The sequence below is a fragment of the Runella salmonicolor genome (assembly GCF_024158025.1).
GTDB lineage: Bacteria > Bacteroidota > Bacteroidia > Cytophagales > Spirosomataceae > Runella > Runella salmonicolor.
Map to the genome: position 1 here is coordinate 257,549 of NZ_JAMZEL010000008.1, position 18,614 is coordinate 276,162.

18 protein-coding genes and 3 tRNA genes are annotated in these 18,614 nt (G+C 37.3%); 14 read left to right on the plus strand and 7 right to left on the minus strand.

Annotated features, from left to right (window positions below; genetic code table 11):
- Positions 1-9 precede the first annotated feature (9 nt).
- The 9 genes from NCI00_RS19310 (at position 10) to NCI00_RS19350 (ending at position 8,458) form a co-directional block, all read left to right on the plus strand.
- Entirely contained in the window at positions 10-348 is a 339-nt protein-coding gene (locus NCI00_RS19310) for a hypothetical protein (protein ID WP_253530269.1), read from the plus strand.
- A gap of 3 nt (positions 349-351) precedes the next feature.
- Positions 352-1,698: a hypothetical protein gene (locus tag NCI00_RS19315; protein ID WP_253530271.1), complete on the plus strand. Its 1,347-nt coding sequence runs from the start codon at positions 352-354 to the stop codon at positions 1,696-1,698.
- Positions 1,699-1,704: 6 nt separating this feature from the next.
- Positions 1,705-4,845, plus strand: coding sequence for a type I restriction endonuclease subunit R (locus tag NCI00_RS19320; RefSeq protein WP_253530273.1), 3,141 nt, complete (start codon positions 1,705-1,707; stop codon positions 4,843-4,845).
- A 57-nt stretch (positions 4,846-4,902) separates the two neighbouring features.
- Positions 4,903-5,895, plus strand: coding sequence for a hypothetical protein (locus tag NCI00_RS19325; RefSeq protein WP_253530275.1), 993 nt, complete (start codon positions 4,903-4,905; stop codon positions 5,893-5,895).
- Positions 5,896-5,991: 96 nt separating this feature from the next.
- On the plus strand, positions 5,992-6,324 hold the full coding sequence (locus tag NCI00_RS19330) for a helix-turn-helix domain-containing protein (RefSeq protein ID WP_253530277.1): 333 nt from the start codon (positions 5,992-5,994) through the stop codon (positions 6,322-6,324).
- Positions 6,321-6,629, plus strand: a complete 309-nt coding sequence (locus NCI00_RS19335) for a hypothetical protein (RefSeq protein WP_253530280.1) — start codon at positions 6,321-6,323, stop codon at positions 6,627-6,629. The genes NCI00_RS19330 and NCI00_RS19335 overlap by 4 nt, the downstream gene beginning before the upstream one ends.
- A complete protein-coding gene (locus NCI00_RS19340) occupies positions 6,619-7,635 on the plus strand; it encodes an AAA family ATPase (RefSeq protein WP_253530282.1) in 1,017 nt (338 codons plus the stop codon). Before NCI00_RS19335 ends, NCI00_RS19340 begins: the two co-directional genes overlap by 11 nt.
- A 75-nt stretch (positions 7,636-7,710) precedes the next feature.
- Positions 7,711-7,896 carry a DUF4248 domain-containing protein gene (locus NCI00_RS19345; protein WP_253530284.1) on the plus strand — a complete coding sequence of 62 codons (186 nt, stop codon included), beginning with the start codon at positions 7,711-7,713 and terminating at the stop codon, positions 7,894-7,896.
- A gap of 112 nt (positions 7,897-8,008) precedes the next feature.
- A complete protein-coding gene (locus tag NCI00_RS19350; protein WP_253530286.1) occupies positions 8,009-8,458 on the plus strand; it encodes a hypothetical protein in 450 nt (149 codons plus the stop codon).
- Positions 8,459-8,794: 336 nt separating this feature from the next.
- Here NCI00_RS19350 and NCI00_RS19355 read toward each other — a convergent pair whose 3' ends face one another.
- The 7 genes from NCI00_RS19355 to NCI00_RS19385 all read right to left on the minus strand — a co-directional run bounded on the left by NCI00_RS19355 (position 8,795) and on the right by NCI00_RS19385 (position 15,335).
- Positions 8,795-9,001, minus strand: coding sequence for a hypothetical protein (locus NCI00_RS19355; RefSeq protein WP_253530288.1), 207 nt, complete (start codon positions 8,999-9,001; stop codon positions 8,795-8,797).
- Between the two features lie 149 nt (positions 9,002-9,150).
- Entirely contained in the window at positions 9,151-10,494 is a 1,344-nt protein-coding gene (locus NCI00_RS19360; RefSeq protein ID WP_253530291.1) for a hypothetical protein, read from the minus strand.
- Complete coding sequence (locus tag NCI00_RS19365) at positions 10,491-11,474, minus strand: hypothetical protein (protein WP_253530294.1); 984 nt, start codon at positions 11,472-11,474, stop codon at positions 10,491-10,493. Before NCI00_RS19365 ends, NCI00_RS19360 begins: the two co-directional genes overlap by 4 nt.
- Positions 11,475-12,190: 716 nt before the next feature.
- Positions 12,191-12,264 (minus strand) — tRNA-Ala (locus NCI00_RS19370).
- Positions 12,265-12,341: 77 nt separating this feature from the next.
- Entirely contained in the window at positions 12,342-13,724 is a 1,383-nt protein-coding gene (locus tag NCI00_RS19375; protein WP_253530297.1) for a leucine-rich repeat domain-containing protein, read from the minus strand.
- Positions 13,725-13,860: 136 nt separating this feature from the next.
- A complete protein-coding gene (locus NCI00_RS19380; RefSeq protein ID WP_253530300.1) occupies positions 13,861-14,874 on the minus strand; it encodes a sugar kinase in 1,014 nt (337 codons plus the stop codon).
- An 11-nt stretch (positions 14,875-14,885) separates the two neighbouring features.
- Positions 14,886-15,335: a hypothetical protein gene (locus NCI00_RS19385; RefSeq protein ID WP_253530302.1), complete on the minus strand. Its 450-nt coding sequence runs from the start codon at positions 15,333-15,335 to the stop codon at positions 14,886-14,888.
- Positions 15,336-15,887: 552 nt separating this feature from the next.
- Between NCI00_RS19385 and NCI00_RS19390 the strand changes: the two genes are divergently transcribed.
- The 5 genes from NCI00_RS19390 (at position 15,888) to NCI00_RS19410 (ending at position 18,277) form a co-directional block, all read left to right on the plus strand.
- Positions 15,888-16,523, plus strand: coding sequence for a peroxiredoxin (locus NCI00_RS19390; protein ID WP_114070055.1), 636 nt, complete (start codon positions 15,888-15,890; stop codon positions 16,521-16,523).
- Positions 16,524-16,717: 194 nt separating this feature from the next.
- Positions 16,718-17,065 carry an ANTAR domain-containing protein gene (locus NCI00_RS19395; RefSeq protein ID WP_253530305.1) on the plus strand — a complete coding sequence of 116 codons (348 nt, stop codon included), beginning with the start codon at positions 16,718-16,720 and terminating at the stop codon, positions 17,063-17,065.
- A gap of 84 nt (positions 17,066-17,149) precedes the next feature.
- Positions 17,150-17,902, plus strand: a complete 753-nt coding sequence (locus NCI00_RS19400; RefSeq protein WP_253530307.1) for an SDR family NAD(P)-dependent oxidoreductase — start codon at positions 17,150-17,152, stop codon at positions 17,900-17,902.
- Between the two features lie 187 nt (positions 17,903-18,089).
- A tRNA-Val gene (locus NCI00_RS19405) sits at positions 18,090-18,164 on the plus strand.
- A gap of 38 nt (positions 18,165-18,202) precedes the next feature.
- A tRNA-Val gene (locus tag NCI00_RS19410) sits at positions 18,203-18,277 on the plus strand.
- Positions 18,278-18,614: the final 337 nt, after the last annotated feature.

Below are 18,614 nucleotides of genomic sequence, written 5' to 3' on the forward strand. Positions count from 1 at the left end.
CTAATCATTATGCCAAAACTAACTTTTAAATTCAAAATTAATGTTGTTGATGGAATGCGACCAAAGCAAATTCGCATTAATGATGGACAAAAAAAAGACAAGGAATTGGATGATTGTCAGTCTACCGAAGACCCTAACGTTTTTGAAGGTGAAATTATTGCAACTGTTATATTGACTACAGTAGAAGTAAGTGTTTCAGGCGTTGGTGCTTTGAGCGGGCTTACAGGTAGCTTTAACATAACTTTAAAAGCTAATGATAAAAAATTATTTAAAGAAGACCAAGAGCTTAAAGTAAATGACGGTAACAGGTTTAGTTTTTTTAAAAAACAAGTTAAACTCCCTCAATAACATATGAAAAACTCAGTTTTGATAATCATTTTCTCAACTTTAGTTATTATTAAATCATTGGCTCAAGGGCTTACAAAAAATGCTAAAGGTGAAGGGTCAGTTTTGTTCAAGGGTAATCACCTTACTCTTGATGTTGCCGAATCAAAAATTTCTTTTGGTTTGAATAATTTGCAAAATAAATTTGGAGATAATTGTGGTTTTGTTTGGGGTATTAATGCCAATGGTAAAAATGAATCTGGAATAACGGGATTAATAGGAGAAGGAACGGTAGTTCCTAACGCCAGTCTTAACGGTTTTATAGGTGTATCTATATCAAATGGAATTCCAAAAGCACTCAATAACAGGCTTGACAAGGAATTAGCTTCTTACAGAGAATTATTAGAAAAGTTAGATATAGGTAGTATGGAAGATATTAAAAAAACTATTCTGATGAATACATTGGGTGATGATTTAAAGAAGTTGAGAGAAAACCAACTTAAAGCATTAGAAAATGCCTTAACACAAGGGTTTTATATTGATAATCTTAAGAATTTTAAATCAGATGAAGGCACTTCTGATGAAATACAAAAAAAAGAAAAAAGTGCAATCGAAAAAATTACAATATCAGGTAAGAGAATCTTAGCAAATGTTGAAAAGCAGCAGGATAAATTGAGTACAGATATTCAAAATACGGAAAATGAAATTAATACCAGTAACTTTTTCCAACATATAATTTACTTGTCTGGGGGGGCTGGGAGTACGTCATTTAAGTTAGTTCCACAAATCAAAACTCCCTTTAGTGATAGTTTTATTGATACAACCTTTAAGAGCCGAAATATTGGATTAGGTGCTAACTTTTTATTTAAGAATATAATTATTGGTGTTTCATACAAGTATGTACTTAGGAACAATCTTTCTACTTTGAAAGAGAAGGTATATATAATCCGAACTAAATCAACAAACGATAATCAGTCTTTGATTGAAGAAAGTAAAGTGTCGGCATATCCAGTTAGTGAAAAAAAACCTTATCTTGAGATACCTTTAAATGAATTAAATTTTGATATTGTTTTTAATAGAAAATTAGATGATAAATCTAAAAATCTTTTGTTAATAAACCCTTATATAAACGCTCAAGTTTTTTCAAGGAACAAATTAGTGATTCCTAATAATTTAAGCATTGGCTGTGGATTGTATTACTACAAAGAATCTGGGAAATTTTTAGGTGGTATATATTTTGAACTACCAGACGTCTCTCAAGCTTATGAGAAACTAAAGCCAGTTGATGACCAAAAACTATTAGCCCCTTATAAAAGGGTTGTAATTGGCCTAACTGGTCAAATGACTATTGGAAGTTTCCTAAATCTTTTCTAATTGACCATGCAGATTCTCCAAGAAAATGATATAGAACTAATCGCTATCAAGTACCTGCAAAATATTGGTTATCAATATATTGTAGGTACTGATTTATCACCAGATGGCGAACACCCCGAAAGGCAATATACTGATGTAGTTTTGGCTACTCGTTTGCGTGATGCTATTGACAAACTCAACCCAACCATTACCCAAGATGCCAAAGAAGATGCACTAAAAAAAGTATTCCGTACCGAAAGCCCCAATGCGTTAATTAATAACGAAACTTTTCATAAATACCTAACCGAAGGTGTTGATGTAGAAGTACGCACAGCCGATGGCATACGAGGCGAAAAAGTGTATATCGTGGATTTTGAAAATGCAGAAAACAATGAGTTTTTGGCAATCAATCAATTCACAATTATTGAGGGCAGTCAAAACAAACGACCTGATATTATTTTGTTCGTCAATGGTTTGCCTTTGGTTGTTATAGAATTAAAAAATGCAGTAGATGAAAACGCGACTATAAAATTGGCTTACAACCAATTACAAACCTACAAACAAGCCATTCCTTCGCTTTTCACTTACAACGAATTATTGATAGTTAGTGATGGTTGGGATGCTTTGTGCGGAACTGTTACCAGCGACTTTGGCAGGTTTATGAGTTGGAAAACCAAAGACGGAGAAACCACAGCCGACCATTTGCAACCACAAATGGAAGTGATGTTTTACGGAATGTTGAACAAAAAAACGCTGTTAGATTTAATTCGTCAGTTTGTGGTTTTTGAAAAAAGCGATACCAAAACACTCAAAAAAGTTGCGGCTTACCACCAATACTATGCAGTAAACAAAGCCGTAGAAAGTACTGTAATTGCCAGCAGTAGCAATGGCGACAGGCGAGGTGGCGTAATATGGCACACACAAGGAAGTGGCAAAAGTTTGAGTATGGTTTTTTATTCGGGCAAACTCATTATTGAGCCAAGAATGGAAAATCCAACTTTAGTAATCCTTACCGATAGAAATGATTTGGACGAGCAATTGCACGAAACATTTACCAATTGCCAACAGCTTTTAAGACAAGAACCACAAAAAGCCGAAGACCGAAAAGATTTAAGAAAATTATTGAAAGTGGCTTCGGGCGGTATTGTGTTTACTACCATTCAGAAGTTTATGCCAATGCAAACCGACATTGTGCAAAATGAAAATCCAAATTTAGTAAGTGAGCCAAGTGTAGAATATATTGGAGCAGACATACAAGCATTAAGCGAACGAAAAAATATTGTAGTTGTAGCAGACGAAGCCCACAGAAGTCAATACGATTTTATTGATGGATTTGCCAAGCATTTAAGAGATGCTTTGCCCAATGCAACATTCATAGGTTTTACAGGCACACCAATTGAAAGCACCGACAGAAACACACAAGCTGTTTTTGGAAACTATGTGGACATTTACGATATACAACAAGCCGTAAATGATAAAGCCACCGTTCCCATTTTCTATGAAAGTCGTTTGGCAAAAGTACATTTTGCAGAAGATGAAAAAGTACATTTAGATGAGCAGTTTGAAGAATTGACAGAAAGCGAAGAGTTGAGCAATCGCCAACAAATGAGAGCCAAATGGACACGATTAGAAGCTATTGTAGGTAATCCGAACCGTATTGCAAAAATTGCAGAAGATTTAGTGTATCACTTTGAACAACGCAACGGAGTTTTGGACGGCAAAGCAATGATAGTTTGTATGAGCCGTAGAATTTGTGTGGACTTATACGATGCTATTATCAAAATTCGTCCCTTGTGGCATTCAGACGATGACGACAAAGGAACGATTAAAGTTATAATGACAGGAAGCAGTAGCGATGCTTTGAATATGCAATCTCATATCCGCAACAAACCGAAACGCAAAGCCATAGGCGACCGTTTGAAAAATCCGAACGATAGTTTGAAATTGGTAATTGTTCGTGATATGTGGCTCACAGGTTTTGATGCACCTTGTTTGCATACCTTGTACGTGGACAAACCAATGCGAGGACATAATTTGATGCAAGCCATTGCCCGAGTAAACCGAGTATTTACAGAGGGCAAAGAAGGCGGTTTGGTAGTTGATTATTTAGGCATAGCACAGGAATTAAAAACGGCATTAGCCGAATACACCGCAAGCGGTGGCGAAGGAAAACCAACCCTTGACCAAGAATTAGCAGTTGCTAAAATGTTGGAACTGCACGAAGCAATAGACTATCAGTTAAGGCATTTTGATTGGCGTAAATTCTTCACACTTTTACCCGAAGAGAAACTAAAATTCATTCCCGTAATTGTAGATTATATTTTCAGCCAAGAAAATGGAGAACAAAGTTTTACCGACAACACAAAGAATTTATTAAAGGCATTTGCTATTTCTGTTCCACACGAAAAGGCAATGGATATTCGTGATGATGTGGCTTTGTTTCAAGCCATAAAATCAAGATTGGTAAAAATATCAGACAGAAACGAAGGCGGTGCAGGTGGCGAGGATATGGAAACGGCAATCAAGCAAATTATTTCCGAAGCCATTACAGCCGACAATGTGATTGATATTTTTGATGCAGCAGGTTTGAAAAAACCAAATATCGAAATTTTAGATGAACGCTTTCTGCAAGAACTAAAAGATTTGCCACAAAAAAATTTAGCTGTTGAGTTATTAAAGAAATTACTGAAAGATGAAATAAAGAAACGAACAAAAATCAATTTGGTAGAGAGTAAGAAGTTTTCCGAAATGTTGGAAGATGCCATAAAACGCTATCATAATGGAATGATTGATACGGTTGAGTTTTTAGAAAAAGTGTTAATTCCATTTGCCAACGAAATGAAATCCGCTGACAAAAGAGGGGAAAAATTAGGATTAGATTATAGAGAATATGCTTTTTATACAGCTTTAGAAGTAAATAATAGTGCAGTTGCAGTACTTGGCGACGAAATTTTAAAACACATAGCACAAGAACTATTAAAAACAGTTCGCAATAGCACGACCATAGATTGGACAATTAAAGAAAGTGTGCAATCTGCATTGAGGCGAAATATAAGGAGAATTTTACGCTTACACGGTTACCCGCCGGACTTGCAGGAAAAAGCCGTTGAAACAGTAATCAATCAAGCAAAAATGTTAGCGGAGGAAATAACTAAGAAGGAGGAATAGTCATAAGGCCTAACATTAATAAAAATTAAGATAACTATGTTTTTTAGTTTCCATCTGATGGATAGATACACTCCCGAAGAATGTGCAGATATGACTTTGTTGGAGTATTTACGTGCTACCTATACAACACAGGTGAGGGTAATTGATTATGTCTTTGATAACCAATTGAAAGGGGTCTTGAATAGGCTGAATAGGGTAGGTTTACGCGGGGGGAATATGATTGAGGCTTATACAAAGGAAATTGAGGAGCAGGAAGAACAAATCGCAGATGAAAGGGCTGATTTAGTGGGGGAGTTTCTTAAAAAGCCAATAACTGAACTTAACATGATGGGAATGGACATGGCTAATATGATTCATATTTTCGTTGACGAGGATGAAGATGATGAAACAGAGCAAAAGTTTTGTGAAATGGTAGAGCGGATGAGGAAAAATGTTCTTTTTCAAAAACAAAGAGAACCTGATGGTGCTGAGTACATGATTAAGCTTTTAGAGGCTCATTTTGCTGATAAAGAACCCCAAGGGTACCAAGAAATAAATCAAGCACTCTTATTTTTACATGATTTGACTCCCGAAGATGAAGACTTAGTGCAAAAAATATACCTAAAGATATATACCGTTTACAAGAAGCATGAACTTCTTTATAAGCTCATTTATAAGGTCGAAGAATTAAAAGGTACTTTTGACTTTAAATCGCAAATACTACAACAAAAGGTTGAAGAACCAATAATTGAGCAGAAAAATCATCAATTAACAACTACCCAGTCAGTTTTGGCCTTAATGATTTTGAACAAGAAAAAGCAAATTTCAAAATCTCAAGACCGAAAACCCTTTCAAGATTTTATTGCAGATTTAACAGGGCTTAATCATCGCAATATTGGGGATATAATGGCAAGATTCAATGAAGAGAATCAATATTTACCTCATAAATCCAAAAAGAAAAATTTAGAAGACTATCAAAAATTAAAAGTTTATTTTGAAAAAATGCAAAATAGGGATGCGCTTGATTTTACTGATAATCAGATAAATATAATAAATAACCTAAAGGAATGATAAAAACTGCCCCACTCACTGAGTGGGGCAGTCGTTTGTTGATGGCTGAAATTGCAACGAGTTCGAAAAAAACTAAACCAAATGAACTCGTAAACAATGCAAATAACAGTAATCTCAATCACAGACTTGGCCGAGATAATCAAAGCCAATGTTCGAGAAGCGCTTGCAGAGCAAGCCGCTCCCCAAAGCCGCCAACACGCGGCACATGAATATTTGAACATGGCAGAAGCCAGCAAATATTTACAACTTCCACAAAATACGCTCTACGTTTTCTGCCACGAACGGCGGATTCCCTACTCCAAACGAGGCAAAAGAAATTATTTTCTTCGCGCTGATTTAGACGAATGGATGGCGTCCAATCGTAAACAATCGGTCAAAGAAATTGAAGTCGCGGCTATGGCACAATTGCGGAAAGGAGGAAAAAAATGAATCCGAAACTGCAATTAGAGGAATATACTTTAGAGCGCATCCGTGAACTCAAAGCTTATTGTCAGCGCCCAGATGCAAAAGAATCGTATATAAGCAGGCAAAATGAACAACTGTCAGTACTTACAGCCATCTGTAATAATTTAGAGGCGCTTACTTATTACGATGTATGGGTATTGGTTGAGTCCGAGTGGCGTAAGCTAGAGAGACAAGATGCCAATTTTAGCGGAATTGCCATCGAACTATCCATAAAGCCAAACGGTATTTTATGCCGTTTGCCAATTTCTCTCTACGCCCATGGAGTTTAGACCTGTCACGAAAAAAGGAGCAACAAAGGAAAATGTTGCTCCTGCTTCGCCTTCTAAAGTTGGTCTTTTGGTAGTAAAAACGGCCAATCAAACCATTGAGGATGCCAAACTTCAAGCCATCCCCAACGCGCTTTGCGGTAATTTTTGGTATGAAGGTGAGGTGTCGATACTTTTTGCTGATACCAACGTAGGAAAGTCAATCCTTAGTGTTCAGATAGCGGATATGATTTCCAGAGGCGATGCACGAGGGGTATTTGGTTGTCAGGCCAAGGCTCAGTACATTCTTTATCTTGACTTTGAGTTGTCAGATAAGCAGTTTGAAAAACGATATTCGGTAGATTATCAAAAGCACTATTTGTGGGATAAGCGTTTTTTGCGGGTAAAAATCAATACTGCTTTCACTGATTTTGACGATTTTGAAAAACAACTGTTTTTTGAAATAGAGAATCTATTGGTTGAAACAAGTATCAAAATTTTAGTTGTAGATAACATTACTTACCTGAAAATGCAATCGACTGAATCGGGAAAAGAAGCGATGCCTTTGATGAAGCACTTGACGCGGCTAAAACATCAATTTGGCTTATCGTTGTTAGTGATTGCACATACACCTAAGCGTTTGAATCCGTCAAGTCCACTTACTTTCAATGATTTGGCGGGGAGCAAGCAGCTTTCCAACTTTGCGGATAGCATTTTTTGTATTGGGCGAAGTAATCAAGAACCTGATTTGAGGTATGTAAAGCAGCTTAAAGCGCGTTCTTGTGCAGTTTCGGAGGAAGTATGGGTATGCCGACTCGAAAAGCAGCATAATTTTTTAGGGTTTAATTTTTTGGAGACTAATTTTGAACAAAACCATCTCAAGCCTAAGAATGAAGCCAAAAACGAGTTAATGGAGCAGGTTTCCAAACTCAGAGATGACCACCCTGATTGGCCTTACCAAAAAATAGCCGATGAAGCAGGAACTAACAAAATGAACGTCAAAAGAATCTTAGACCGTCTTAAGTTGTAACAGCAGTAACATCTGTAACAAATGTAACGACTGTTACAGCCGTTACAACTTGACCGATAACAAAATACTTTAGCTATGGAAACTAAAACGCATAAACCGTCCACCCGTAATCAGTTGGCTAAACGTTACGGAGTCAGCCCTGAAACCTTTAAAAAGTGGCTTGTAAAAATACCTGACTTGTTGCTAGATACTCGTGATAGGGTGTTGACTCCCAAACAGGTAGGTATTATTATAGAGCACCTTGGCGAACCATCCGATTAACTGCCATTAACGTAGATTAATGCCGATTAACCTGTATTAACCCTGATTAACCCGAAAGCGGTAAATCAGGGTTAATTAGTTTTGGAGTGTACAATTAATCGAAATTAACAACATGGTAAATTATCAGAGAAACGGAAGGGCATTGCAGTTGGAAGGACTCGAAAATGCCCGCAACAAAGTAACACTTGGTTTTAAATGTGACGCAGGTACAAAAATCCAACTGGCACAGGAAGCCAATCAAAACGGAATGACTTTGAGCGAATATGTAGAAACGGTCGTCTCACTGCGCCACCAACGAACGAATCCCGCCCCACAAAAATCAAGTTATACGTTTAATGAGTGGGAAAGCAAAATTAACAATGCTAAGAAACAGACGGAGCAGGTACAGACTCAGCTTGATTTCTACGAAAAAAGCCCCTTGCTTGTAGAATTGTTTAAATCTTACAAAGGGCAAAGTGTCCCTTATCTCAATGTACAGGGACAAAAGCAGAGTATTGTAATCAACCATGTTTCAGACGTATTTACCGTATTAATTCACAGTTTTAACCCACAAAAGCCATGATAGAGCAAACGTATTATCCATTCAGTAATGAAAGCGCCATGTTACCCTCTTTATCAGGGAATTCATCGTTTAATAACGGTGAGAGCCACAATAAAAGCACGACTACCAATTGGTTAGGGTGGTTACTACTAATCGGTTCGTTGATAGGCTTTGGCTATCTTGTCTATTGGTGGAGGATTCAGTGGCAAGAAAGCTCAAAAGTGAATATAGTAACTAAGAAGCAAGAGTAAGAGGGTTAAAGTAGTGGCTAATACAATTTAATAGTGGTATAACTTGCTCTAGCTAAATTTTAATGTAAAAGCCCTCATAGGAGGGCTTTTACATTAAAATTTACAATTAAATTTGAAAAACCTTCTCAAGTTGTTGTTGAGTTAAACCTTCAACGGAGATTTCGCCTTTAGAGTTTTCAGTAACTTTAACTTTTGCAAATGGGAATAATTTTTTAATTTGCTTTTCCATACCCTCAACGGTGGTAAGGTCTTTTTTGAGCTGTTTAATCTGCTTTTCTAACTCTTTTAAACCTGTTATTTCTAATTTAAACATAGCTGTCAATTTTTAGGTTAATACTCCTATAAAAATACTAAAAATTATTCTTTTTTCGATAATCGTGTCTTTCATTAAATTGGAATTATTTTATTCGTCACAATTGCAATGTATATTTTATGAGAAAGTACGTCATAGAATTGAAATAATTAAATTTTGATATAATCAAAAGATAGCGTAATTACACCAATTATCAATACTATATAAAGAACAACTGAAATAGCAAACGTAAAATTGTATTTTTCTTGAGCAGATTTTAAAGGTATAATTGCGTACTTATTAAATTCTTCATCACTTAAATACCCATATATCTTACCTCTCCAGTCGGATAAATTCTCCTTTAAATTGTAATAAAACCAGAAGCCAAGCTTGGCAGTAAGGGAAATGCTGGCAACTAAATAAATAGAAAGAGCTATAGCTAAATAATCATAAAGTGTATCGAGGCTTTCTGTCTTTTTTAGAGAAAAATTTAAAAGCATCAGAGCAAGTGTAGTGCCAAAATCTCGCCAAAGAGTACTAATTAAATCTGTTGAATTTTGTCTGATTTTTGTTGTATATTCTAATAAAGTTTTATTTAAATCCGTAAGGGTTTTTGTTAATTCTTTATTGCTCGATTGTAGATAAAATCTATAGGCCAATTTGCTATTATCTAATGCTAATTCAAAATGTAAGAGTAAATTGTCATTATTTAAATCATCAGACAGTAGATAAGAAATTTGACTGTTAAAAATTCCATGCCGTGTATCAATATCTTTAGCTTGACCGTAAACCCAATTTGCGCAATTAGTAGTAATTTTAAAAAGTAGCTTTAATAAGGTACTATCACTAATATTAATCTGTATTTTTTTTCGTCTATCACCTCTAAAATAAAGCTCAAGACTTTCTTGTTCCTTAAAAACCTCTGAGCATAAGGAACAAATTAATCTTAATGAAGAGTTTTCTCGCCACGCATCTAAAACAACAACATCATCAAGAAAATTGTCTTTAGTTATCCATGCATTAATATCAAGAGATAAGAGCTTCTGACTTTCAATTGAAAGAGGTTTTACAAATTTTATGGTTGAAATTTTCTCTACGTCATTTTCAGCTAAATTTTCGAAGCATGCACTAAATAATACACTATTAGTCCTAAAAGATTTCTTTAAAAAAGAAAGGTTAATTGCAGAGGTATTAATAAGTGAATTTTCACTTTTTAAATAACTTTCAAAACCTTTTAAAGTATAAAAAAATAGATATTGAGAGGGCTTTTTAGTTATTTTGATGGTTACACTTGAACCAATATAATCTTCTGTTTCGTCTAATTCTATTAGAGTATCTAACAGGTCATCTTTAATAGTAATGTCTCCTGTGTCAGAAATTGACGATATAAGAGTTTTGATTGTTATTATATTTTCTTTATTAAGGGGATAGGAAAATATCCGTAGAATATCTTCACCCTCATTGATTGAATAAAGCTTACTTAGTGATGATAATATAGAAGTAGCTTCTTTCATGACATTTCAGTTAGTTTTTCAGTAATTATAGTAATTGTGGATTTGTTTCCTTCTGTTATAATTTTTACTGTATCTTGGGCTTCGGTAGGAAATAGAATCTGTACCCCCTCTTTAGTTTTAAATTTCTTCTGTTTAGGGGGAGTTATGTTTTTGTCAAAAACGAAATTCTCACCATAAATATCTTGTTTTTTTAGCTCACTATCAAATACTCTTTCAATTTTTTCTAATGAAAATGCCCCGAAAGCAATATCTAAAAAAGTGTCTTTATTGAAAGAATCTTGCGCTTGTATAATTTCGTAATATTTGCCAGCTGCTTGGCTTGTAAAACTTGTTGGTAGTTCATCTTTGAAGTGTGTTACAGTTTTTAAAAATGACCTCCTTACTTTTTCTGTCAAAACGCTTTGGCTATAATGTCTCTGTACCCCTAAAAACTGCTTAAAAAATCTTGTTATGTTTACTCTATTAGATAAATCAGTTACTATTGCATAATCCTCATTGATATAAATAATAGCAGATTTTTGGAGTGCATCTTTTTCTTTGCTGAAAGTGTTCTTTAATTCTGTAAGAACTGCTTCTCCTGTTGTACTTGTATTATATGCTACAACTTCAGCATGGTCATATTTTAACAGAATATAGGTTAATTTATTGCATATCTCAGCTTTCATCAAAATCATTACACCTGCTTTTATTCTTTCGTCATCTTTATGAAATTGAACAGCTAGCTCTTTGCTAATATTAATAAAAAGCCCTTGATTGGAATGTAATTTTTTTATATTACTATAGAATTCCGAATTTTCAACAAATGAAAACTTGTTTCCATCAATAATTTCGGCAATTCTTTCTTTAAAAAAAACTTCAAATCCATTAATTGGAGTTTTGTTCATGAGCTTTGGTTCAGACTCTCCATGATGTACAACATGAAAAATGAAATCATGAATTTTAATGTCCGTGATAGATGTTTTTTCTCTACTTTTTGCCATTTTCTATTTTTGATTTTTTAATAAATAAGTTTAAGGGAATTCATTCGTAAATAAATAATGATGATTTATGTGACTGGGTAAAAAATTGATATATTAAATATGTCAATTTATGCAATTTTTCCAAAAAAAAAGGAATTTCCAAGCCTAGCCTAGAATAACCAATGAAATAGTTATCAAACGGTTGCTATAGAGAAAAGAAGAGTCCGGGTCTCCTTTTTGATAGTAAAACTGAAAAGGGGGATTTGACAGTTGGATACTTACTTTATGAGAGGGGCTATGTATATCAGGGAAATTTAGTGAATAGATTAATTGCAAGTTGATATAAACAACAGGGCTTTCTCGTAAAAATTAAATCACTGTAAATCAATGCTTTAATGTTGTCCCTAAATTGATGGCTTGTCATTAAAATAACTAGATGAGTTACAAAATCTAAGTTTAGACTCTCATAAAACTCTAAAAAGACTCGTGTTAGCTGGGGGTTATGAGCAATCCGTCATTTTTATGAGAAAGCCCTGATATAAACAATGAGCTGGATTCTTCCTTTGCTAGTATGGGACAATGCAAAAAAATAGCTGCAATATTGAAGTTAAGAAAGAATAGAGATGATAGATTACTCATCATAGAACCTACTAAAACAAATCAAAAATGTTTTAGTAATGTTTTAGTAAAAACAAAAACGACTTACAAATGAGTCTGTAAGTCGTTGATAATCAGGGTGGAGAATATCGGATTCGAACCGATGACCTCTTGCATGCCATGCAAGCGCTCTAGCCAACTGAGCTAATCCCCCGCGTCCGATAATCGTTTTATCGGGCTGCAAAGATGGGAGGCTAATTTGACTTTTGCAAATCTTTATTGAAAAAAAACTTAATATGATACATCTGTTTTTTTGTTTTCTAAGGATTCAATGATGGGTTTTGAACGGCTTAGTAGCACTGCATCTCTCGAAAAGGGGTTGGCACGTAGGTAGAGTTTTTGGAGGCGTGGGAGTTGTAAGAGTTCTTTGGGAACTTCACTCAAGTTGTTGTTGCTGATATCTAAATCTTCCACTTTGCGGAGTTTCCCAATTTGGCTGGGTAGGGTACTAAATTGGTTGTTGTTAATGTCTAAAATCCGAAGTCTTTTGAGTTTACGGATGCTACTGGGTAGGGCCGTTAGCTTATTGTGGTGGATATAAAGCGTTTGTAGTCGTTTTAGACGGTGGAGAGAAGGGAGCGTTTGGAGGTCGTTGTTGGAGAGGGCCAGTTGTTGTAGTTTTTTCATCCTACCCAATGAGCTAGGCAATATCGACAACTGATTGTAATACAAGTCTAAGACTTCAAGGCGGCGTAGTTTGACGATATTTTTGGGTAAAGTGGTAAGTTCGCACGAGTACAAATTGAGGTCTAGTAAGTATCTCAAGCCTCTAAAACTTTCTTCGTTGAGTTGTGTCAGTTTGTTGTAGCCCAGCCAAAGGCTGTTTAGTTTTTTGCATCGGTGAACGGCCTCTGGTATATCCGCAAATCGATTTCCTTGAAGATTAAGAATTTTCAAGGTCTTGTTTGGACTTATGAGCAAACTACTATCGGTAAGTTGATTATTGTTGAGCCATATATGACGGAGTTTGGGGAGGCGAGCTAAGTCAATATTTGCACGTTTGAGTTCATTGCCACTCAGGTTCAATTCTTTCATTTCTGTAAATCTGTAAATCACCTCAGGAATGGCGTCAAGCTCCAGTTGATTTAGTGCTAGTACTTTTACCGTATCGGGGCGGGTGGTGGCAATAGCCTCTTCTAAGGTACGGATTGTGTTTTTTCCCTTGATTACCGTACGAATTACCCCCATCTGTATGATTTGGTGAAAGGAGTGGGCCACTGTTATTTTAACCGGAAATTTATACGCGCTGAGATAGTTTTTGAGGGAGTCCAACAAACGACTTTGACTTTCGGTGCTGATTTTTCCTTCCATTTGATATAAAAAATAATCGAAATGCCCATCCTTGCTTACATAAAACCGCCCCCAAATACGCACATTGTCTTTTTTGGTGGCTATTTGCCGCGATAGCGTATTGATGCGCATCACAAAAGCGCGCTGATCTTTGGTGTATAATGCAGGATTGCCTTCAAAAAACTTTTGTGGAACAGCGTAGAGACTATCCAGGACTTTCACATTTAATGTCTGCTGCTGGGCTTCCTCAAAAGTCATTATTTTGATTTGCGCTTGGGCTATTTGTAGCACCAAAAAAACAAGAGAGAAAAAAAAAGTTTTCATGGCCAGTAAGGGATTAATCTGTAATCAACGACCAAAGTAGTCAAAATATTTATATGTACTAAACTTTTTTATAAATATTTCTTTTATATGTAAGCAACAGGCTTCACGACGCAATCGGTTGCAAAAAAAACTTCATTTACCTCGACAACTTCCCTGACGTATCTCCCGTGGCCAATCGTTGTATCTCTTCTATGCTTACCAAATTGAAGTCGCCTTCTACGGTGTGTTTGAGTGCGGCGGAGGCGGTGGCAAAATCAAGGGTGCGTTGCAGGTCGCGTTTGAAATAATCGTAGCCAAACAAAAAACCAGCAATGAAGGCATCCCCGCTTCCGATTCGGTCTACGATGTGGTGCAGGTCGTGGGTGATGGTTTTGAAATAGGTGTGGCCGTCAAAAGCCTTTCCTTTCAGTTCATTGTGCGAGGCGCTAATGGATTGTCGTTTGGTATCCAATGCCAATTTTAGGTTTGGAAAACGCTCCATGACTTGTTTCATCGTTGAGACCCAGCTGTTTTTATCGCCCGCTTTAGGATAAATATCAAACAATTCGTCGGCGTTAGAATTTCCACATACAATCAGGTCGCAATGCTCGACCAATTCGGGCATTACTTCTTTGGGCGTTTTGCCCCATTGCCAGAGCCCTTTGCGGTAGTTTACATCTGCCGACACTTTTACCCCCAACTTACGCGCGGTTTGAACGGCTTGCAGGCAGGCGTGAGCCGCGCTTTTAGACAAAGCGGGCGTAATGCCCGTGAAATGAAACCAATCAGCTCCTTTAAGAATACGCTCCCAGTCAAACTCTCGCTCATCAAGCGTACAAAAAGAGTCGTTCATGCGGTCGTAGATTACCTGACTTGCCCGGGCATTGGCCCCGTTTTCGACGTAATAAACAGGTAGCCGGTCGCCTCCCAAATGAATTTCGGAAGTATTAAGTCCATATTTTCGAAGGTACATAATGGCCGCGCGCCCCATATCGTTGTCAGGAAAACGCGTAACGTGCACCGCTTCCACGCCCCACTGGGCGGTTGCAATCCCTACATTGGCTTCGCCACCGGCATACGTTATATCAAACTGATGGGCTTGTACAAAGCGTGTGAATCCTGGCGGCGACAACCGCATCATGATTTGACCGAACGTAACAATTTTTTTCATATTTATTTGGATTATTCTTTGGGTTTGTCTTTTTGGGCCTTACGTTTTTTAAACGATTGCTTTGCCAAATGAAAGGTGTCCTTAAAGAGGGCACTTTCCAGCGTAAATCCAAAACTATAATAGGCGCCGTTATAGTTGGTGGGTAAATTCTGTTGATAAATCGCGTAGCGATACCCTCCTTGTACACTTAATCCAACCCAACGGGTGGCTTTCCATTTGGCATAAAGGCCGATTTGGGCAGGCATAAAAAAGTCTTTTCTACGCCAAATAAACAGGTCGCTCAATAGTTTGTTGGCGGTGCTTTGGGTGGCTCCAATGCCCAGCTCTACGGGAATACTAAAACGCCATCGGTTGTTTTCAATGATATTGGGCCAATACATCAGATTAAAATAGTATAAATCTGTTTTGGTATAATATCCCAAGTTGATGAGTTGCGAGGCATTTTTTCGTAAATCAATCAATCTTAAAAAAGAATTAAATGTGAGCCAGTAATACCCAAATGTAAGCTCATTGCGATTTCTTCCAAAAGAAATCCCTGTATTTACCCCCCAAATATTAACCAGTTTTTTGTCAACAAACGAACTTCTGGCGTCCCAATTTAGCGTATATGTAAGTTTTGGTCTGTGCTTTATTGAGTCTTTTTGCACGTCAAAAATTCTAGAAAATATGCTTGAGTGCGGTTTTAATGTGTCTTCTGGTACGATAAAATGATGCTCTGAACCAAACGATAGGTAGGTTTGAATGAATGTTAAAAGGCATAAAAAAGAGCAATATAGCCTGTTGTAATGCATTTTTCTAAAAAATATCCGTAAAACTTGTCATAAAAACGCTTTATATCTAAAGTTTAGTTTAAAAAGCTAAAACGTGGAACAAATTCGATTTACTCGTTGTATTCCTTTTGTACGGAATAAAATATGTATGATGCCTTAAGGGCTAACCTAAGTGTAAATTAATATATCAAATCCATAGAGATTAAGTAAAAACAATTGTTCAACCAAAAATCATTCAAGAATATGTCACTAAGATTAGGCGATGTAGCTCCAGATTTTGAAGCAGACACAACACAAGGTCACGTTAGTTTTCACCAATGGCTTGGTGATTCTTGGGGGCTTCTTTTTTCGCACCCTGCAGATTTTACGCCCGTTTGTACCACAGAATTAGGCAGAACGGCTCTTCTGAAAGGAGAATTCGAAAAGCGCAATGTTAAAGTTATAGCGGTAAGTGTGGATGATTTGGAATCTCATAATCGTTGGGTACCCGATATCAACGAAGTAAACTCCACCGTTGTAAACTTTCCAATCATAGCCGACAGCGACCGCAATGTGGCAACGTTGTATGATATGATTCACCCTAATGCCAGTGAAAAGGCTACTGTACGCTCAGTCTTTGTAATTGGGCCTGATAAGAAAATCAAATTGACGCTCACGTACCCTGCCTCAACGGGACGTAATTTTAATGAAATACTTCGGGTAATTGATTCGCTGCAATTAACCGCCAACTATCAGGTAGCTACGCCCGCTGACTGGAAAGATGGCGAAGATGTAATCGTTGTGCCTGCGGTTTCGACCGAAGATGCCCAAAAGAAATTTACCAAAGGGCTGAATATTGTGAAGCCCTATCTGCGTTATACGCCTCAGCCCAATAAATAAAGGTTGGTAGTATATTAGTATATTGCTTTTATATTGAAAGCCCCTGTCTTCTGTATGATAGGGGCTTTTTATTATCCTTTACGTTATAATCAAATGTAGTAACATATAAATAGTCCAAAGAATGACTTATCTTTACGCCTGATACAGAGTACTTAAAAGCTACCACTTTACCCTTTACCCGAAAAATGAGGAGGTTGAATGCTAGAATCCTTTTAGCAAAGGAGATGCTGAAAGATATTGATACCATTGAGGGAATGGTCAAAGAATTAGGATTCGAGGTTTTATTTACTTCTGATGTTGATTCAGCAGTTTTAGCTCAGAAATTTAATGAAGGACCTAATTTAATTATATGCCATTACTCCCAAAAAGCTTTTTTTACAGAGACAAAAGGTACACACTTACCCATTATTTTAATTGCTGATGCAAATGAAAGAATGATTCTTTCGACCCCATCCTCACACAAAATTGCCTACTTGCATCGGCCTTTTTCGAAGGATATTCTAAATGCTCTTATTGATTTGCTTCTCTCCACTGAAGATTAAGGTGTCCTTAAAAGAAGCTTCTATTTGTATTTTAAATGGTTTGTGGCCATTTTTGGCCTTTATCAACTTCTACTTTTTATATTCATGTCACGTATAGCTCTAATTACGGGTGCCACCTCGGGCATCGGAAAAGCCACCGCCATCGCTTTTGCGAATGCGGGTATCAACTTGATTTTGTGTGGTCGCCGTCAGGAACGATTAACAGAACTAGCAGATGCATTAGGTAAGCAGGTGAAAACCACCACACTCTTGTTTGACGTCCGTGATAGTGCTGAAGTAGCCAAGGCGATTGCCTCCCTTCCTGCCGATTTTCAGTCTATTGATATTTTGGTCAATAATGCGGGTAATGCACATGGTATGTCGCCGATACAAGACGGTGCTCTTAGTGATTGGGACGCGATGATGGACGGAAACGTAAAAGGGCTTTTGTACGTATCCAAGGCGGTGATTGCTGGAATGATTGAACGAGGCAAAGGTCATATTATAAATATCAGCTCGGTGGCTGGTAAGCAAACCTACGCCAACGGAGCGGTCTACTGTGCTTCCAAAAAAGCGGTAGAAGCCATTAGCGAAGGCATGCGCCTTGATTTGACCCAACACGGAATTAAAATAACCAACATCGCGCCTGGAGCGGTTGAAACAGAGTTTTCGCTTGTTCGATTCAAGGGGGATGAAAGTCGGGCGGCTAAAGTTTATGAAGGGTTTGAGCCTTTGCGTGCGGAAGATATTGCCGATAGTATTTTGTACGCCGTCAATGCACCAGCACACGTTACCATTGCCGACGTAACTATTTATGCCGCAGCCCAAGCTGCGCCCACAACCGTTTACCGAAAATAATCATTTACCAGAATGAATCCGTAGTTAATTGAAGGTGGGCTTACTTTTTATGTTTCATAACTGTACTGAGTCTCAGTGAGATTGAAAATAAGCTTAAAAAAACTAAAAAAAATAGTTGGAAATGTGTTTTGAAGCCACCATATTTGCACTCCCAAACGCGGACAACGAGTCAAAAAGCGTTTAAAAGGGGAGTTTAGCTCAGCTGGTTCAGAGCATCTGCCTTACAAGCAGAGGGTCGGGGGTTCGAATCCCTCAACTCCCACACAGTAAAATAAATACATAGTCCTTCAATTAAACGAAGGGAGTTTAGCTCAGCTGGTTCAGAGCATCTGCCTTACAAGCAGAGGGTCGGGGGTTCGAATCCCTCAACTCCCACACAGAAAAGTCAAGCCGCAAGCTTGGCTTTTTTATTTTCTGCCTTACAAGCAGAGGGTCGGGGACGGTCGGCCGCTGCCGTTCGAATCCCTCAACTCCCACACAGAAAAGTCAAGCTCCAAGCTTGGCTTTTTTATTTTCTGCCTAACAAGCAGAGGGTCGGGGACGGTCGGCCGCTGCCGTTCGAATCCCTCAACTCCCACACAGAAAAGTCAAGGATCAAACCCAAAATTTGTGGAGAGCGTTGGATTTTTTTAGGTTTGTGTTTTAATCAACCCTATCTGTTTTGGAAAGTTTTCTGCCTTTATTAGAGTACCTCTTACCTGATTTTATCGTA

What these genes read in the sequence shown, in the direction of transcription:
- NCI00_RS19310 (WP_253530269.1), top strand. Translation starts at nt 10, where the DNA reads ATGCCAAAACTAACTTTTAAATTCAAAATTAATGTTGTTGATGGAATG.
- NCI00_RS19315 (WP_253530271.1), top strand. Translation starts at nt 352, where the DNA reads ATGAAAAACTCAGTTTTGATAATCATTTTCTCAACTTTAGTTATTATT.
- NCI00_RS19320 (WP_253530273.1), top strand. Translation starts at nt 1,705, where the DNA reads ATGCAGATTCTCCAAGAAAATGATATAGAACTAATCGCTATCAAGTAC.
- NCI00_RS19325 (WP_253530275.1), top strand. Translation starts at nt 4,903, where the DNA reads ATGGATAGATACACTCCCGAAGAATGTGCAGATATGACTTTGTTGGAG.
- NCI00_RS19330 (WP_253530277.1), top strand. Translation starts at nt 5,992, where the DNA reads ATGCAAATAACAGTAATCTCAATCACAGACTTGGCCGAGATAATCAAA.
- NCI00_RS19335 (WP_253530280.1), top strand. Translation starts at nt 6,321, where the DNA reads ATGAATCCGAAACTGCAATTAGAGGAATATACTTTAGAGCGCATCCGT.
- NCI00_RS19340 (WP_253530282.1), top strand. Translation starts at nt 6,619, where the DNA reads ATGGAGTTTAGACCTGTCACGAAAAAAGGAGCAACAAAGGAAAATGTT.
- NCI00_RS19345 (WP_253530284.1), top strand. Translation starts at nt 7,711, where the DNA reads ATGGAAACTAAAACGCATAAACCGTCCACCCGTAATCAGTTGGCTAAA.
- NCI00_RS19350 (WP_253530286.1), top strand. Translation starts at nt 8,009, where the DNA reads ATGGTAAATTATCAGAGAAACGGAAGGGCATTGCAGTTGGAAGGACTC.
- NCI00_RS19355 (WP_253530288.1), bottom strand. Translation starts at nt 9,001, where the DNA reads ATGTTTAAATTAGAAATAACAGGTTTAAAAGAGTTAGAAAAGCAGATT.
- NCI00_RS19360 (WP_253530291.1), bottom strand. Translation starts at nt 10,494, where the DNA reads ATGAAAGAAGCTACTTCTATATTATCATCACTAAGTAAGCTTTATTCA.
- NCI00_RS19365 (WP_253530294.1), bottom strand. Translation starts at nt 11,474, where the DNA reads ATGGCAAAAAGTAGAGAAAAAACATCTATCACGGACATTAAAATTCAT.
- NCI00_RS19375 (WP_253530297.1), bottom strand. Translation starts at nt 13,724, where the DNA reads ATGAAAACTTTTTTTTTCTCTCTTGTTTTTTTGGTGCTACAAATAGCC.
- NCI00_RS19380 (WP_253530300.1), bottom strand. Translation starts at nt 14,874, where the DNA reads ATGAAAAAAATTGTTACGTTCGGTCAAATCATGATGCGGTTGTCGCCG.
- NCI00_RS19390 (WP_114070055.1), top strand. Translation starts at nt 15,888, where the DNA reads ATGTCACTAAGATTAGGCGATGTAGCTCCAGATTTTGAAGCAGACACA.
- NCI00_RS19400 (WP_253530307.1), top strand. Translation starts at nt 17,150, where the DNA reads ATGTCACGTATAGCTCTAATTACGGGTGCCACCTCGGGCATCGGAAAA.